Consider the following 15,580-nt stretch of genomic DNA (forward strand, 5'->3'; position numbering starts at 1 on the left):
AGTTGTCTTATACATCTGTTGCAATGGAAGACAGATTCATTTTTATTTTGATCTGAGATGTTACAGGCTGTCCGTTACAGCTTGCAGGAATCCAGTTTTTCTTGATTCTTCTTACGACATATTTCATATCATCAAAAAACACCTGACTGTTTGAAACTTTCGGGCTTCCTTCGATATTGGTGACTTTTCCGTTTTGGTCTACGGTAAGGGTAAATGTGAAATCACCATTCAGAACATAGAAATCTGTATTCAGGTAATCGTACATATATTTTCTCAGCATTTCTTTGTAAGCGGGAATTCCGCCTTCGAAACTTGCCGCCTTAAAATCGTTACAGTTTTTTACGGCTACCTGCAACAGAGGCTCTTTTATATCTATTTTGAGAATATTTTTATTGTTCTCCGTCATAAAATTATCGTCTCTTTCTTCTACATCATTAAATTGGGCAAAAGCAAAATTTGATGCAAAAAACGTAAGAAGTATTAGTATCGTTCTCATAGGATTTTTCATTAAAATTAAATTTACTTAAACAAAGATAATACTTAAACCAATGAGAGAAAAGCATTATCTTATGATGGATATTACAACAGATCTTTAATGTGTTTGTAATTGCTTTTCACAGTGTCGAGCGCTTCTTCCATTTTTCCTCCCAACATAAGCTGAGCCATGGATTTTGTCATTCCAAAAACCTGAGCGGCTTCAATTTTCGGCGGTAAAGCCAGTGCATTCGGATTGGTAAAAATATTTAAAAGATAAGGACCATTATAATTTAGACATTCTTTAATGGCAGATTCCACATCTTCAGGTTTGTTCACATTTTTTCCGGGATATCCCATTGCATGGGCAATCATTGCAAAATCCGGATTTACCATATCTGTTTCATTGTCCGGCATTCCTCCGACTTCCATTTCCAGTTTTACCATTCCTAAAGACCGGTTATTGAACACAATAATTTTCACCGGCAATTTATACTGAAAAATCGTTGCCATATCTCCCAGAAGCATGGATAAGCCTCCGTCGCCGCACATAGCAATAACCTGTCTTTCAGGATATGCTAAAGATGCTCCAATTGCCATCGGCATCGCATTCGCCATCGAACCGTGATTGAAAGAACCGAGCATTTTCCGTTCTCCGGTTCCCGTGATGTATCTTGCGCCCCAAACACAACACATTCCTGTATCTACGGTAAAAATTGCATCTTTCTTTGTCATTTTATCCAAAGTATGGGTAACAAATTCCGGCTGAATGGCATTTTCGGTTCCCGGATCTTTCACATAGGTTAGCTGATTTTCTTTAACCTTTTCATAAAACTCAAGCTGCTGTTTAAGGAAATTGGCATCAGTCTTTTCTTTCAATAATGGTAAAAGTGCTTTGATGGTTTCTTTTACATCGCCCGTTAATCCCAGTTCCAGTTTAGCTCTTCTTCCCAATCGTTCAGGAGCTTCATCAATTTGTAAAATTTTGTTTTTGACGGGCATAAATTTCTCGTAAGGAAAATCTGTCCCTAGAAGAATCAGAAGATCGGCTTCGTGCATGGCATGATAAGCAGAAGGAAGTCCCAGAAGTCCGGTTAATCCGACTTCATTGGGATTATTCGGCTGAATAGACATTTTTCCGCGGAAAGAATATCCCACCGGAGCTTTTAAATATTTTGAAAGTTCCACAACTTCCGGATTGGCATTTTCTGCGCCGATTCCGCAATAGATCGTTACTTTTTTACTGTCGTTGATTAAATCTGCGAGTTCTTTTAATTCTTCATCTGAAGGACGAATAACAGGATTTGTTCTGAAAATTTTATTGGAAGTCCCCGCTTCTTCTGCATCCAGTTCCGAAACGTCTCCCGGAAGACCGATTACGGCAACGCCTTTTTTGGAAATTGCATGCTGAATAGCCGTCTGTACCGTTCGCTGAACCTGTTCCGGTCTTGTAATCATTTGGTTGTAATGACTGCAATCATCGAATAACTTAATGGTATTGGTCTCCTGAAAATAATCCATGCCCATTTCTTCACTTGGAATCGTGGAAGCAATAACCAGCATGGGAACATGAGAACGGTGCGCTTCATAAACCCCATTGATTAAATGAACGTGTCCCGGTCCGCAACTTCCCGCACAAACTGCAAAACCATCCAGTTCCGCTTCCGCAGCGGCTGCATAAGCTCCCGCTTCTTCATGCCTTACGTGAATCCATTCGATGCTGCTTTTTTTAACGGCTATATTTAAATGGTTTAAACTGTCGCCTGTAACGGCATAAATTCTTTTTACATTAGCGTTTTCAAGCATTTCTACAATTTGCTCTGCAATATTTTTAGCCATATTTTGATATTTTAGTGTTGATGTTTCAGAACTATTTTGGAATGGATTGATAATGTAGAGATGTAAAGATTATGCCAAGAGTGTAAAATAAATATTAAAAAACAATAAAAAAGCTCCGCATTTTGCGGAGCTTCCATATATCTTCGAGCGGGATTATTTTGTATTCTGATTCGCAAAAGAATCTCTTCCCTGAAACGCCAGTCTGCCGTCTGAAGGTTTCAAATCTCTTCCGAAACTTAATGCTACGGAAACATTTTTTGGTTGATTTACTGCAAAATGTTTTTTCATTCTGCCCAAATCTCTCTTCACTTCTCTTTCAAATCCTTTATCATAAAGCTCAGGCAAAAGTTTAACGTCGGTAATATCTCCGTTTTCATTTACTTTAAAATTCAATGTAAAATCACCATTTGCCTGAAATGAATTTGCTGTATATCTCAAATTATTAGTGAGATCATATTCAAATTTTTCCTGTCCGCCTTTGTAAACATTTTCTACCTGATTTTTAACCGAAGAAACATTTACATACGTCTGGGAAAATGAAAAGGCAAAAACCGTTACTGCCAAAACTGAAAATATTTTTTTCATAAATTATTACTATTTTGTTTTATAAAGTTAAGCCTTTTTTAAGAATCTACAATACTTCGATCTGATTTTTCAAAAGATCTTCGAATTCATCTCTTTTTCTGATAAGGTGGGCTTTTCCGTCTAAAAACAGAACTTCGGCAGGTTTTAATCTTGAATTAAAATTGGAACTCATCTCAAAACCGTAAGCTCCTGCATTGTGGAACGCCAGAATATCGCCTTCTCTTACTTCATTAAGCTTTCTGTCCCATGCAAAAGTATCCGTTTCGCAGATGTTTCCTACCACGGTATAAATTCTTTCCGCTCCTTTCGGGTTCGATAAGTTTTCGATCACATGGTAAGAATCGTAGAACATCGGACGAATCAGATGGTTGAATCCTGAATTCACCCCGACAAAAACAGTTGCCGTTGTTTGTTTAATCACATTGGCTTTCACCAGTAAATATCCGCTTTTTCCGACAAGGAATTTACCTGGTTCAAACCATAATTCGAATTTTTTTCCGGTTGATTTTGAAAATTCGGAGATTACTTTTTCCACTTTTTTTCCTAATGTTTTTACGTCGGTTTCTTCTTCGGTGTCCTGATAAGGAATTTTGAAACCACTTCCCATATCCAGATATTTCAGATTCGGGAAATGTTCGGATAATTCCAGCATGATCTCCAAAGCCTGAAGAAAAACATCCGGATCTTTGATCTCGCTTCCGGTGTGCATATGAAGACCTTCCACATTAAGGTTGGTAGATTTCATCACTCTTTCGATATGACGAACCTGATGGATGGAAATCCCGAATTTACTGTCGATATGTCCTGTAGAAATTTTATAGTTTCCGCCGGCAAAAATATGCGGGTTGATTCTTACTAAAATCGGGTAAGAGTTTCCGTATTTGTTCCCGAACTGCTCCAGAATAGAAATATTATCGATATTGATGTGCACCCCGAAAGTCATCGCTTCTTCGATCTCGGCGAGATCCACACAATTGGGTGTAAAAAGTATTTTTTCTTTTGGAAAACCTGCTTTTAAACCTAGTTTTACTTCATTGATGGATACACAATCTAATGAAGCTCCCAGATTTTTCACATACTTCAGGATGTTGATATTGGTAAGCGCTTTCGCTGCGTAGTAAAACTTTGTGTGTTTTAGGAAAGAAGAGGTAAGTTTCTCGTATTGTGTTTTAATGGATTCGGCATCATAAACATACACCGGGGTGCCAAACTCATTGGCAATCTTTAATAATTCTTTTGAATTCATAATTTCTTTTTAGCATAAAAAAGGCAGATTCTTCGAAAAAAGAGTCTGCCATTAACATTATTTTTTATGCAATACAACTCTTTTATACATTCCAAACCTTAGAGAACTTTACAGTTCCCTTTTTACCGGTTTTATGTTGTTTAAAATTTAGCATTGCTTTCTTTAATTTTTTACAAAAATACTAATTCTTTTTTACTTTTAAAAAACTGATTTTAAAATGATTCCTTTCAGATTTAGCAGGGTTGTATTATTTCGGTAAAGGCAGCGTTTCAAAATCTCCTCTCAGCAAAGCCAACTGCAGCTCATTTACAAGATCTGCAGATTGTGAAAGAAGATCAATCTTTAATTTATTTAGCTTGCCTAAAGTCTGAATCTGTGTGAAAAGCTCATAAAAACCGTAAGAAACCACTTTCCCGTTTTCGACAATCAAAAACAGTTTTTCGCCTAACTTTCTGCCTTGTCCCAGCCAAAGTTCATTTCGTTTTCTGAATTCGATTTTCTTTTTAAAAACCTCTATATCATTATATTCTTCAAACTTTGCGATGAACTGTACTGCTTTCGATCCTTGCGTAAAAGACCTGAATTTCAAAATCGGTTTTTCCAGTTTATTCAGCTTGTTTTTTTCCACGACGTATTTTCCGTTTCTGCAATACAGACCAAAAGGAAGGATTTCTCTTTTTTTGATTCCTTTTGAATTCAGAATCAGCTTGGCAATAATATCCGTTCCGGTAAGTTCGTAATTGATCTGTTCAACGTCTTTCTGAATGCCTTCCCATTTTTTAGATTTGGAATTAAAAACTTTTTTTGAAAATTTATTAATGTCCTGAACATGATCGGAAAAAATAATCTTTCCCGCTTCATTCTGAAAATACACAAAGCCTTTTTCATTGGGAAGATCCTGCGTTAATTCCTTGATTTTGTTGATGTAGGTTTTCGCATTGGTTTCATCATGCTGCTTCTGAATGATTTCGTTTTCTGTGTCTTTTGAAATCAGAAGTTTGAATAATTCCAGCGTTGCTCTTGCATCGCCTTCTGCTCTGTGATGATTGGTTAGAGGAATTCCTAAAGATTTCACCAATTTTCCGAGAGAATAACTTACCTCATCCGGAATCAGTTTTTTAGCTAAAGGAATTGTATCTAAAGTATTGATTTTAAACTCATAACCCAACCTCTGAAACGATTGACGAAGCATTCTGTAATCAAAATCTATGTTATGACCTACTAAAGTTGTATTTGCCGTAATTTCAACAATTCTTCGGGCTATTTCATGGAATTTCGGTGCAGTTTTAACCATTTTCGGGGTAATATTGGTTAATTTTTGCACAAAAGGGGTAATATCACTTTCGGGGTTTACCAATGAAATAAACTGGTCCACAATTTTCTGACCGTCATATCTGTAAACCGCAATATCGATAATGCATTCTTTCCTGTAACCTGCACCATTACTTTCTATGTCTATTATTGAATACATTTAAATTTTTTACAACTTCTTTTGGATTAACGATTCATTTCCTTTACTTCTGGAAACATAACTTATGCCAATACATCAATAGGAATAAGGCAATTTTGCTAAAATAATAAAAATATTTATCTTCGTCTTCCTCCCAGACCAAGCATTCCCAGGATTGCTTTTGCTCCTTCACGCATCAGTGTGCTGGTAAAGGTTCTTCCCGCCCTGCTCTGTAAAACCTGCTCGAAAATTCCGGGTTCTTCTTTTACAGGCTTTGTCTTCTGGTTAGAACTCTGCGATGCTTCCTGTGCAGCCTGTTCCATTCTGCCCACTAAAATTTCATATGCAGATTCGTTATCCACTACTTTATCATATTTGGCAACTAAAGCTGATCTTTTTGTTAAATCTGAAATTTCCGCATCATTGAGAACATCCATTCTTGATTCCGGTGAAATTAAATAGGTATGAACCAGCGGTGTAGGAATTCCTTTTTCATCCAGAGCGGTAACGAAAGCTTCCCCGATTCCCAGATTCTGGATCATCGTTGGAGCATCATAAAATTCTGTGGTCGGATAATTTTCTACTGCTTTGGAGATTTCTTTTTTATCTTTAGCGGTAAAGCCCCGCAATGCGTGCTGAATTTTCAGACCAAGCTGAGAAAGCACCGATTCCGGAACATCACCCGGAATTTGCGTGATAAAATAAATTCCGACTCCTTTTGAACGGATCAGTTTTACCATGGTTTCAATTTGCGAGACCAAAGCTTTTGAAGATTCATCAAAAATTAAATGCGCTTCATCAATAAACAAAACCAGCTTCGGTTTTCCGCTGTCGCCTTCCTCAGGAAAGGTCATGTAAATTTCCGCAAAGAGGGAAAGCATAAATGTTGAAAACAACTGCGGCTTGCTTTGAATGTCTGCAACTCTCAGAATGTTTACCACTCCTTTTCCGTCTCTTGTTTCCAGTAAATCGTGAACGTCAAAACTCAGTTCTCCAAAGAAACCGGAAGCTCCCTGCTGTTCCAATGCAACAATGGATCTTAAAATTGCACCCAGAGAAGCAGAAGCTATCGAGCCGTAATTGGAAGAAAGCTCTGCTTTTCCCTGTGGATTTTCTGTGACGTACTGAAGGACTTTTTTCAGGTCATTCAGATCAATTAAAGGAAGACCTTTATCATCACAATATTTAAATACAATCGACATGATGCTTTGCTGGGTATCATTCAACTGTAAGATTTTGCTTAATAAAACCGGACCGAATTCTGTAACGGTGGCTCTCAGCTTCACGCCTCTTTCGCCAGAAATGGTCATTAATTCTACAGGAAAAGCCTGCGGATTATACGGAAGCTGCGTTTTGGCATATCTTTCCTGAATGGCAGGATTTTCAGTTCCCGCTTCTGCGATCCCCGAAAAGTCTCCTTTAATATCCAAAACCAGAGAAGGAATTCCCTGATGCGAAAGCTGTTCTGCGAAAACCTGTAATGTTTTTGTTTTTCCGGTTCCCGTTGCTCCGGCAATTAATCCGTGGCGGTTGATGGTTTTTAACGGAATGGTAACATTAACTTCAGGAACGACTTCGCCATCCAGCATTCCTTTTCCTAATATAATATGATCTCCTTTGGGAGTGTATCTCGCGTTTAATTCTTCAATGAATTGTGTTTTGTCTGCCATTTGCTCTTTTTTAACCTATAAATATAAAGTTTTTTGTAAAATATTCTTCAGTATGATTAATAATATCATCATGATCTTTTATCAATAATTTATAAATACTTTTGTTTGTGTTTAATTCTTAAAAAACAAGCCATGATAAAATACATACAACTGCTTTTATTTTTTATTGCCACCATTGTTTTCTCACAGAAAAGACAACAGCCTTTGGAGCTGAAAGTAAAAGGAGATTACAAACACGAAGCAACCCAGACTCTGTTTCCAGAACTGTGGTCCGGATTTCAGCGCGAAGGTGTTACTTCTTATGATGCAGCCGAAACTAATGTCGGAGTGAGTTATATTCAGAAAACTTCAAAAAAAAATAAAACTGTTCTCACAATTTATATTTATCCCAAGAAATATATTGACAACCAGCTTCTGAGAGATGAATTTTACACCTACGATTATGCTTTAAACCAGAACTCCAATGATCATGTAGAAATAAACCCTTTATTCGGAACTCTTTCCAATGAAAATTTAAAAGTGGGATTTGTGTATGCTTTATTTAACAATGCAATGGGACAGCAGGATTTTTTCAACGGTGTAAAATACGTTAATAAAAATTCTCTTCTTTCTATTTATGAATGCGGCGGCTGGACTTTCAAAACAAGGGTTTCCAGTGATGATATGACGAAAGATCAATTGAAAGACCTTAAAGACAAAGTTGAAAATTATTTCGGGATTCTTAATTTGGCTTCTATAAAAACTCTTCCCATTCATAAAGTTCCCGATATTATCTTATCGTCTTCAGTAAAAAGAGATTCTATGATGACGAAAGCAATAACTGAAGCGGCACAGGCTAAAATTGTATGGTTATCTAGAAATCTCGAGAAAAAAGAAATCTTAACAGGATTTCATGACATGAAAATAGACTCAGAAATCTATTCTATCGAAAAAATGCTTGAATTTTACAAAACTCATGAGAACGACTGGAAGATGAATCCGGATACAAAAAAGTATTTTGAAGAAATGACAAGAATTGCTGAAAATGGCAGACTGAAAGACCATATCTACGAAAAATATCACGGCTTGATCGATTATCCGGAAGGAGAATCCAGAAAAGCAGATTATATTCAGTTTAAAATTGATAAAAACATCTCTGAAGATACCAATGAAATTTTCTACAAAATTTTTTACAGATTGCAGTGATGTGGAGACTATATAGATTTATTCTATCAGTATCCATTTTTTATTTTGGTGGTATTTAAAAAAATAAATCCGATTTTTGTATTTCAAATATAAAACATTAAAACGGTTACAATCACATAATGAAAGTCGAACAAATATACACGGGATGTCTGGCTCAGGGTGCGTATTACATCGTATCTGAAGATGAAGCAGCAATTATCGATCCGCTAAGAGAGGTAAAACCTTATCTTAACCGGTTGGAAAAAGACGGTGTAACTTTAAAATATATTTTTGAAACGCATTTCCATGCAGACTTTGTCTCGGGACATTTGGATTTAAGCAAAAAGACAGGAGCGCCTATTGTTTACGGACCTACCGCTCAGCCTGAGTTTGAAGCCATTATTGCAGAAGACAGTCAGATTTTTGAAATCGGAAAAGTAAAAATAAAAGCTCTTCACACTCCCGGTCACACGATGGAAAGCACCACTTACCTTCTGATCGACGAAAAAGGAGTTGAAACAGCCATTTTCACGGGAGATACTTTATTTTTAGGAGACGTGGGAAGACCCGATCTTGCCCAGAAAGCAGGAAGTATTACTCAGGAAGATCTTGCAGGAATTTTATATGACAGCCTTCACACGAAAATTATGCCTTTGGATGACAGCATTACGGTTTATCCGGCTCATGGAGCGGGTTCTGCGTGTGGAAAAAATATGCAGAAGGAAACAGTTGATATTCTGGGAAATCAAAAAAGAACAAATTATGCTTTAAATCAGCCAGATAAAGAGTCTTTTATCCGCGAAGTTTTAGACGGTTTAACGGCTCCACCGAAATATTTCGGGATGAATGTTGCCATGAACAAAGGCGGTTATGAAAGTCTTGATGCGGTAATGGATAAAGGTTTAACGGCAGTTTCCGTTGAAGACTTTGAAGCTTTTGCAGAAGAAACAGGCGCGTTAATTTTAGATACCAGAAGTCCGGGAGAGTTTTATAAAGGATTTGTTCCGAATTCCATAAATATCGGATTAAAAGGAGACTTCGCACCTTGGGTAGGAACTCTGATTGTGGATGTAAAGCATCCTTTACTGCTTATTGTAGATGAAGGCATGGAAGAAGAAGCCATCACGAGACTGAGCCGTGTTGGATTCGACAATGTTCTTGGCTATCTTAAAGGAGGTTTTGAAGCATGGAAAAACGGCGGAAAAGAAACGGATGAAGTTAAAAGAATTTCTCCGGCTGAGTTTGCAGAGCTTTACAATGAAAACTCAAAAGTAATTGACGTTCGTAAGATTTCGGAATATTCTGCGGAACATATTGATAATGCTTACAATAAACCTTTGGACGTAATCAGCGACTGGGTTCACACGATTGATGATTCTGAGCATTTTTTCCTTCATTGTGCAGGAGGCTACAGAAGCATGATTGCGGCAAGCATCCTTAACTCTAACGGAATCAGAAACTTTACTGAAATAGAAGGAGGTTTCGGCGCAATTAAGAAAACGGAAAAATTCCCGACTTCGGATTTCGTATGTCAGTCGAAAACAATGTAATATTAAGATTTTTAGAATTATTGCATTAAATATAAATGTCACAGCACTTTAGTTTATTGACTGAAAAGCATTTAACAGCACAAAGTTTTCGGTAACCGCCGTTTTTTTTAAGTGATTTTAAATGGTAAGCTTTTCGGGATCTTTAAACTAAAGTGTTTCTTTTAAAATAAAACCAACAACTATGTCTCAAGCATTTCAGGAAATTATCGATTCCGAAAGACCTGTTCTTATCGACTTTTTTGCAACGTGGTGTCAACCCTGCAAAGTACAGTCGTCTGTTTTAAATACCGTAAAAGAAAATATAGGAAGTGCAGCAAGAATTATTAAGGTAGATGTGGATCAGTATCCTGCTCTTGCCAATCAGTACGGCGTTCGCGGAGTTCCTACACTAGCCATATTTAAACAGGGAGAAATGCTGTGGAAAGAGAGTGGTGTGCATGATGTAAATACATTGACTCAGCTTCTAAAGCAGTATGCATAAAAATAAAGATTAAGGCTAAGATTGAGAAAATTTTAGCCTTAATTTTGATATATTTCCTTTAAAATTCAATTGAAAATGAATCGCGGTCATTTAAAAACTGAAAATGACTTCTGAAATCTTTCAGTTCTTCTAAATTTAATTCTGCTGTTACAAGATTTCCGCTCTTTTGTGAAATTTCTTTTCCGTCTGCAAAAAAACAATGAGAACTTTCCTGATAAAACAGGTCATTTCCATCGGTTCCGATTCTGTTTAATCCAAAAACGAAAGACAGATTTTCAATAGCTCTCGCTTTTAACAGATGTTCCCATGCTCCTACTCTTTTTTCGGGCCAGTTTGCCACATACAAAATTGCATCGTAATCATCATTATTTCTTGCAAAAACCGGAAAACGAAGATCATAACAAACCTGCAAAAGGATTCTGAAACCTAAATAATTTACAATCACCCTTTCTTTTCCGGGAGTGTACACTTTATCTTCCCCCGAAAAAGAAAACAAATGTCTTTTATCATAAAATTCTACCTGAGAATCGGGCTGTACAAAATACATTCTGTTGTAGAACTTTCCGTTTTCTTCAACCGGAGTACTTCCGCAAAACGCTGCATTTTTTTCCTTCGCCATTTTTTTTAAAAACTCCAGCGATTCCAGATTTCTGTCGGAAACTTCGGAAGCATCCATACAAAACCCCGTGGAAAACATTTCAGGCAAAAGAAAGAGATCCGCTTCCTGATTCTGCAATTCCTTTTCAATGAGGTTAAAGTTTTCTGCTTTGTTTTTCCAGATGATATCTAAATTAAGTCCTATAATCTTCATAAACTTTGTTAAAAAACTTCCCTAAAAATACGATTTTTCAATGATTTCGGTTTTATTTTTGTTGCGGATATTTTTCTGTTGGTTAATCGCAGAGACGCAAATTTTTATTCAATTCATGGTTTAAGGCGCAAGGATTTTATCTTCGATAAAATTTGACACTGTAAACTTGGTGAAAATCTATGATTTTCTTGCGTCTTAAAACGTCATGATAGTCAAAAACTTTGCGTCTCTGCGATTAACCAACAATTAAAGAAAAGGCAAAATCATTTTAATAATTAGTAAAAAGTAAAATTATGAAGAAGTTGTTTTTTATGTTTGTTCTCATGCTTGCGGGAACATTTGCCAATGCTCAGGCGTGGACAGGAAAAGGAGATCAGAAAATCAATGCCGGACTGAGCGCATGGGGTTACGGAACAGGAATTACAGGAACCTATGATTATGGATTGAATAAATTAATTTCTGTAGGAGCCGGATTGAATATTTATTTTGATAATTACAAAGACAATGATGATAAAAACCGTGCTTTTGTGTTCGGAAGAATCAATTTTCATCTGAAAGACGCTTTACAGCTTCCTGAAAAACTTGATATTTATCCGGGTGCAGATGTGGGAGTTGTGGGCAGCAATTTCGGGTTGGGAGCTCACATCGGAGCGAGGTACTTTTTTACTGAAAGAATCGGCGTTTTTGCAGAAGTCGGCAACAATGGCAGTCTCGGAGTTTCGATTAATTTATAATAAATCATTACATTATATGACAAAGCTTCTCGTTTCGGGGAGCTTTTTTATTTGGCATAGTTTTGATAATTGTTACCTTTGCAAATTAAACATAAAAAGCATTAATGGAAATAGCAATCAAACTGTTTCAATTTATATTGAGCATTTCTATCCTGGTTATCCTACACGAACTTGGGCATTTCTTACCCGCCAAATACTTTAAAACCAAAGTTGAAAAATTCTATTTGTTCTTCGATCCGTGGTTTTCTTTAGCCAAGAAAAAAATTGGCGAAACGGAATACGGAATCGGATGGCTTCCTTTCGGAGGATATGTAAAAATTGCCGGAATGGTGGATGAAAGCATGGATACCGAACAGTTGAAACAGCCTGCACAACCATGGGAATTCCGTGCAAAACCGGCTTGGCAAAGACTGATTATCATGTTAGGCGGTGTTACAGTTAACTTTTTCTTAGCCTGGTTAATTTACTCGTGCCTTTCGCTTTTTAATGGTGAAACATACACAGATCTTACCAAATTCAACAACGGAATCGGGGTTACGGAAGCCGGAAAAAAGATGGGTTTCCAGAATGGTGATAAGATCATTAATATCGACGGAAAACCTGCTGAAAGATTAGAAAATGCTTCTATTAATATTCTTTTAGGAGATAATGTAACGGTACTGAGAAACGGGAAAGAAGTAACCTTCCCTGTTAATAAGGATGGGGTTGCAGAAGTTTTAAAACAAAAAGAAGCCAAACTTTATATTACGCCGAGATTTCCAATGATTATCGATTCTCTGGCAACTCCTGCTTCTCAGGCTTCAGGGCTGAAAAAAGGGGATCAAATTGTTGCCATCAATGGAAAACAGACGCCTTATTTTGATGAAGTAAGTTCTTCTTTATCTGAAAATAAAGGAAAAACAGTGAACATAGAAGTTGTAAGAAACGGAAAACCTGAAACAATTACTGCGTCTGTTGATAAAAACGGGAAATTAGGTGTTGGTGTAGATCAGAAAGCATTAGCGAACGTTATTACGGATAAAAAATATTCTTTCGGAGAATCTATTCCCAGAGGTTTTGAAAGATCCATTGAGTCTTTAACCATGCAGGTGAAGCAGTTTAAAATTATGTTTAATTCTAAGATTCAGGGATACAAAAACGTAGGAGGACCAATTGCTATTGTAAAAAACATGCCGGTAGACAGAAATGCCAATGGCGAAATTTCGATCAACTGGGCTGCATTTTGGGGCTTTACCGCGATGTTCTCGGTTTGGCTGGCATTTCTAAACCTGATCCCTATTCCGGGATTGGATGGAGGACACGTTCTTTTCACGCTTTATGAGATGATCGTTGGTAAACCTGTTCCTCAGAAAGTTTTGGAAAACGCACAGATGATCGGTGTTATCTTCCTGTTAGGCTTGATGTTACTGATCTTCGGAAGCGACATCTTCAAGATCTTCGCCGGAAAACTATAATATTTTTACAAAATTTCAAAAAAAATATTTGCAGGGTATAAATATTCGTCCTATATTTGCACCACTTAAAACAAAGGACATTCCTCCTTAGCTCAGTTGGTTAGAGCATCTGACTGTTAATCAGAGGGTCGCTGGTTCGAGCCCAGCAGGAGGAGCAGAAAGACTTACAGAAATGTAAGTCTTTTTTTATGTGGTCTCATCAAATATTTTTTTGCAATTATCATTAAATTTAATTATCTGATAAATAGTCAAATAGCTTTAAAACACCCATTATCAAAGGAAAAATTTAAATATTTTTAAAATAAAAATTTGTTTGATATTAATATTCCTGTTATATTTGCACCACTAAAACAATAGGAAATTCCTCCTTAGCTCAGTTGGTTAGAGCATCTGACTGTTAATCAGAGGGTCGCTGGTTCGAGCCCAGCAGGAGGAGCCACAAAATGAAACACTTACGAGGATCGTAAGTGTTTTTTTATTCCTGTTGCAAGAATATTGCAAGAACTTTTCAAAATCATAAGTCATTTTAAACTCGTAATATTATTTTTAATTAAATCAAATGACTGTTGATTTCAAAAACCGTATCCAAATCCATTGAGTCTAAATAATGCTGAGTAGTTTTAGTGTTGGAATGGGATAACATTTCTGATATTTTATCAATAGAAACCCCACTTCTTTTTAAAACTGACGCATAGGAATCTCTTGCGGTCTTGAGTTTCAAAGGAACGGAAAGTTCTAATTTTTCTGATAATTCCGATAGTGAATAATTAATCTGTTTTCTAAGTTTACGATTATAATAATCAAAGTTCTGCTCTGAATATCCTTCTTTTAGAAAACCCAATACAAATTTACTGTTTCTATCACCTACTTTTTGTAGCAATAGTTCCAGCTTCCTGTCAATAGGAACAACAACATCCTTTTTTAAATTTTTTCTTGTTTTTTCAGTTTTTTTCCTGAAAAACACAAAACATTTTCCATTTTGCTGTTCCCACCTCAATCTCAATAAATCGGCAAAGTTGATCCCATTACAACGGTAAAGAAGTTCCCAAATATTTCTTGCAAATTCTTCTTCAGGATTTGCAAAATTTTTAAAATTTACGATCTTTTCAATTTCTTTATTTGACAACACATATTTTTTGGGAATATATTCTGTAATCTTATATCCTTCTGCTGAAAAAGGATAAACATAATCTTTTGGTATTATTTTCTTTTTATTGCAAAAGTAATTGATAACCGTTCTGAGATCCCGTAAATTGGAATTAATGGATGATATAGACGTTCCTTTCCTAAGTCTCTTTTTTTCATTAGTTACTAAAAACTCTTTGTCAATCTCGGTAATACTAATCCCGGAATTTCCTCTCAAAAAAACATTCCGGGAATGCTCCATATGTTTAATAGTTCTAAAACTCAGATGCTCATTTTCTGAAATGTACCGTGTAAATAAGTCTGATAGTTTTAAAGAGGTAAAAATCTGTTCATTTTTTAAATCAGTATCTTTATTGAAAAACTTAGTTTTAATCTTATTCCGGTCAAAAAAATCAAGTTCAGATATTATTTTTTCAGCTTGAGAAACCCGTTTAATGCATTCATGGCGGAATTCTACTGATTTTTCCTCCATATTCTTTTTATCAAAAATATGAGAATACTGTACCTCTGTTAGTTTTGCGATATTGAGATACAATTGATTTTTACCTTCAATAATACGGATGCTTAGATTATAATTATTATTTTTCAGTTTAACTCTTTTGTCGAGTACGAGACTACATGTTGCCATTTTTGAAAATATTTAAATTTAAACCACTAAAACCGGAATTTTCACTTCTTTTTTCATTTTTCCGCCTTCATCAATCCAACGGTCAATCTCCTCTTTACTGAATATTAGTTTTTTTCCAATTTTTTTAAATGGTATTTGATTTCTGTTTACTTTTGAGTAAATCGTTGCCTTTGTGAAAGGGATATATTTTATTAATGAATTAAGATCCATATATCTGTTTTCTTGCATAGTTTTGATATTATTTTGAAAACAAAGGCATCGCAATGCTAAGCCTTTGTTTTGATTTTGCCAAAGCGGCAGTTAAAAATTTACGTTTTTTCAATGTAACCATACCCAAATTCAAGACAT

General features: G+C 36.1%; 14 protein-coding genes and 2 tRNA genes. 7 read left to right on the plus strand and 9 right to left on the minus strand.

Annotation, left to right across the window (positions count from 1 at the left end; genetic code table 11):
- Positions 1 to 7: 7 nt before the first annotated feature.
- The 6 genes from H6W53_RS13025 to H6W53_RS13050 all read right to left on the minus strand — a co-directional run bounded on the left by H6W53_RS13025 (position 8) and on the right by H6W53_RS13050 (position 7,264).
- Complete coding sequence (locus tag H6W53_RS13025; RefSeq protein ID WP_087708785.1) at positions 8 to 496, minus strand: hypothetical protein; 489 nt, start codon at positions 494 to 496, stop codon at positions 8 to 10.
- A gap of 83 nt (positions 497 to 579) precedes the next feature.
- Entirely contained in the window at positions 580 to 2,313 is a 1,734-nt protein-coding gene (locus H6W53_RS13030) for a thiamine pyrophosphate-dependent enzyme (protein WP_185207400.1), read from the minus strand.
- 153 nt (positions 2,314 to 2,466) lie between these two features.
- Positions 2,467 to 2,898, minus strand: coding sequence for a hypothetical protein (locus tag H6W53_RS13035; RefSeq protein ID WP_185207402.1), 432 nt, complete (start codon positions 2,896 to 2,898; stop codon positions 2,467 to 2,469).
- Between the two features lie 46 nt (positions 2,899 to 2,944).
- The gene (gene lysA, locus H6W53_RS13040) at positions 2,945 to 4,144 is read right to left on the minus strand and encodes a diaminopimelate decarboxylase (RefSeq protein WP_185207404.1); all 1,200 of its coding nucleotides are present in this window, start codon (positions 4,142 to 4,144) and stop codon (positions 2,945 to 2,947) included.
- Between the two features lie 247 nt (positions 4,145 to 4,391).
- The gene (locus H6W53_RS13045) at positions 4,392 to 5,615 is read right to left on the minus strand and encodes a PolC-type DNA polymerase III (protein WP_185207406.1); all 1,224 of its coding nucleotides are present in this window, start codon (positions 5,613 to 5,615) and stop codon (positions 4,392 to 4,394) included.
- 116 nt (positions 5,616 to 5,731) lie between these two features.
- On the minus strand, positions 5,732 to 7,264 hold the full coding sequence (locus H6W53_RS13050) for a helicase HerA-like domain-containing protein (RefSeq protein ID WP_185207408.1): 1,533 nt from the start codon (positions 7,262 to 7,264) through the stop codon (positions 5,732 to 5,734).
- Positions 7,265 to 7,396: 132 nt separating this feature from the next.
- Here H6W53_RS13050 and H6W53_RS13055 point away from each other — a divergent pair, with 132 nt between their 5' ends.
- From H6W53_RS13055 to H6W53_RS13065, 3 genes are all read left to right on the plus strand, one after another.
- Entirely contained in the window at positions 7,397 to 8,449 is a 1,053-nt protein-coding gene (locus H6W53_RS13055) for a hypothetical protein (RefSeq protein ID WP_185207410.1), read from the plus strand.
- A 119-nt stretch (positions 8,450 to 8,568) separates the two neighbouring features.
- Positions 8,569 to 9,978, plus strand: a complete 1,410-nt coding sequence (locus tag H6W53_RS13060; RefSeq protein ID WP_185207412.1) for an MBL fold metallo-hydrolase — start codon at positions 8,569 to 8,571, stop codon at positions 9,976 to 9,978.
- A gap of 181 nt (positions 9,979 to 10,159) precedes the next feature.
- Complete coding sequence (locus tag H6W53_RS13065) at positions 10,160 to 10,459, plus strand: thioredoxin family protein (protein ID WP_185207414.1); 300 nt, start codon at positions 10,160 to 10,162, stop codon at positions 10,457 to 10,459.
- A 58-nt stretch (positions 10,460 to 10,517) separates the two neighbouring features.
- Here H6W53_RS13065 and H6W53_RS13070 read toward each other — a convergent pair whose 3' ends face one another.
- Complete coding sequence (locus H6W53_RS13070; protein ID WP_185207416.1) at positions 10,518 to 11,270, minus strand: nitrilase-related carbon-nitrogen hydrolase; 753 nt, start codon at positions 11,268 to 11,270, stop codon at positions 10,518 to 10,520.
- 293 nt (positions 11,271 to 11,563) lie between these two features.
- On the opposite strand from H6W53_RS13070, the gene H6W53_RS13075 reads away from it, so the two are divergent.
- The 4 genes from H6W53_RS13075 (at position 11,564) to H6W53_RS13090 (ending at position 13,897) form a co-directional block, all read left to right on the plus strand.
- The gene (locus H6W53_RS13075) at positions 11,564 to 12,004 is read left to right on the plus strand and encodes a DUF6646 family protein (protein ID WP_185207418.1); all 441 of its coding nucleotides are present in this window, start codon (positions 11,564 to 11,566) and stop codon (positions 12,002 to 12,004) included.
- Positions 12,005 to 12,108: 104 nt separating this feature from the next.
- Positions 12,109 to 13,458 (plus strand): RIP metalloprotease RseP, encoded by a 1,350-nt coding sequence (rseP, locus tag H6W53_RS13080; protein WP_108411720.1) that lies wholly within the window; start codon positions 12,109 to 12,111, stop codon positions 13,456 to 13,458.
- An 81-nt stretch (positions 13,459 to 13,539) separates the two neighbouring features.
- Positions 13,540 to 13,613, plus strand: a tRNA-Asn gene (locus tag H6W53_RS13085).
- 207 nt (positions 13,614 to 13,820) lie between these two features.
- Positions 13,821 to 13,897: transfer RNA gene (locus tag H6W53_RS13090), tRNA-Asn, on the plus strand.
- Between the two features lie 111 nt (positions 13,898 to 14,008).
- Here H6W53_RS13090 and H6W53_RS13095 read toward each other — a convergent pair.
- Together H6W53_RS13095 and H6W53_RS13100 are read right to left on the minus strand one after the other, a co-directional pair.
- Positions 14,009 to 15,232: a tyrosine-type recombinase/integrase gene (locus H6W53_RS13095; protein WP_040999614.1), complete on the minus strand. Its 1,224-nt coding sequence runs from the start codon at positions 15,230 to 15,232 to the stop codon at positions 14,009 to 14,011.
- Positions 15,233 to 15,250: 18 nt separating this feature from the next.
- Positions 15,251 to 15,460, minus strand: a complete 210-nt coding sequence (locus H6W53_RS13100; RefSeq protein WP_040999616.1) for a helix-turn-helix transcriptional regulator — start codon at positions 15,458 to 15,460, stop codon at positions 15,251 to 15,253.
- Positions 15,461 to 15,580: the final 120 nt, after the last annotated feature.

The organism is Chryseobacterium sp. C3, assembly GCF_014218905.1.
GTDB lineage: Bacteria > Bacteroidota > Bacteroidia > Flavobacteriales > Weeksellaceae > Chryseobacterium > Chryseobacterium mucoviscidosis.

Excerpts from the sequence above, each read along its gene's own strand:
- H6W53_RS13025 (WP_087708785.1), bottom strand. The coding sequence starts at position 496 with ATGAGAACGATACTAATACTTCTTACGTTTTTTGCATCAAATTTTGCT.
- H6W53_RS13030 (WP_185207400.1), bottom strand. The coding sequence starts at position 2,313 with ATGGCTAAAAATATTGCAGAGCAAATTGTAGAAATGCTTGAAAACGCT.
- H6W53_RS13035 (WP_185207402.1), bottom strand. The coding sequence starts at position 2,898 with ATGAAAAAAATATTTTCAGTTTTGGCAGTAACGGTTTTTGCCTTTTCA.
- lysA (WP_185207404.1), bottom strand. The coding sequence starts at position 4,144 with ATGAATTCAAAAGAATTATTAAAGATTGCCAATGAGTTTGGCACCCCG.
- H6W53_RS13045 (WP_185207406.1), bottom strand. The coding sequence starts at position 5,615 with ATGTATTCAATAATAGACATAGAAAGTAATGGTGCAGGTTACAGGAAA.
- H6W53_RS13050 (WP_185207408.1), bottom strand. The coding sequence starts at position 7,264 with ATGGCAGACAAAACACAATTCATTGAAGAATTAAACGCGAGATACACT.
- H6W53_RS13055 (WP_185207410.1), top strand. The coding sequence starts at position 7,397 with ATGATAAAATACATACAACTGCTTTTATTTTTTATTGCCACCATTGTT.
- H6W53_RS13060 (WP_185207412.1), top strand. The coding sequence starts at position 8,569 with ATGAAAGTCGAACAAATATACACGGGATGTCTGGCTCAGGGTGCGTAT.
- H6W53_RS13065 (WP_185207414.1), top strand. The coding sequence starts at position 10,160 with ATGTCTCAAGCATTTCAGGAAATTATCGATTCCGAAAGACCTGTTCTT.
- H6W53_RS13070 (WP_185207416.1), bottom strand. The coding sequence starts at position 11,270 with ATGAAGATTATAGGACTTAATTTAGATATCATCTGGAAAAACAAAGCA.
- H6W53_RS13075 (WP_185207418.1), top strand. The coding sequence starts at position 11,564 with ATGAAGAAGTTGTTTTTTATGTTTGTTCTCATGCTTGCGGGAACATTT.
- rseP (WP_108411720.1), top strand. The coding sequence starts at position 12,109 with ATGGAAATAGCAATCAAACTGTTTCAATTTATATTGAGCATTTCTATC.
- H6W53_RS13095 (WP_040999614.1), bottom strand. The coding sequence starts at position 15,232 with ATGGCAACATGTAGTCTCGTACTCGACAAAAGAGTTAAACTGAAAAAT.
- H6W53_RS13100 (WP_040999616.1), bottom strand. The coding sequence starts at position 15,460 with ATGCAAGAAAACAGATATATGGATCTTAATTCATTAATAAAATATATC.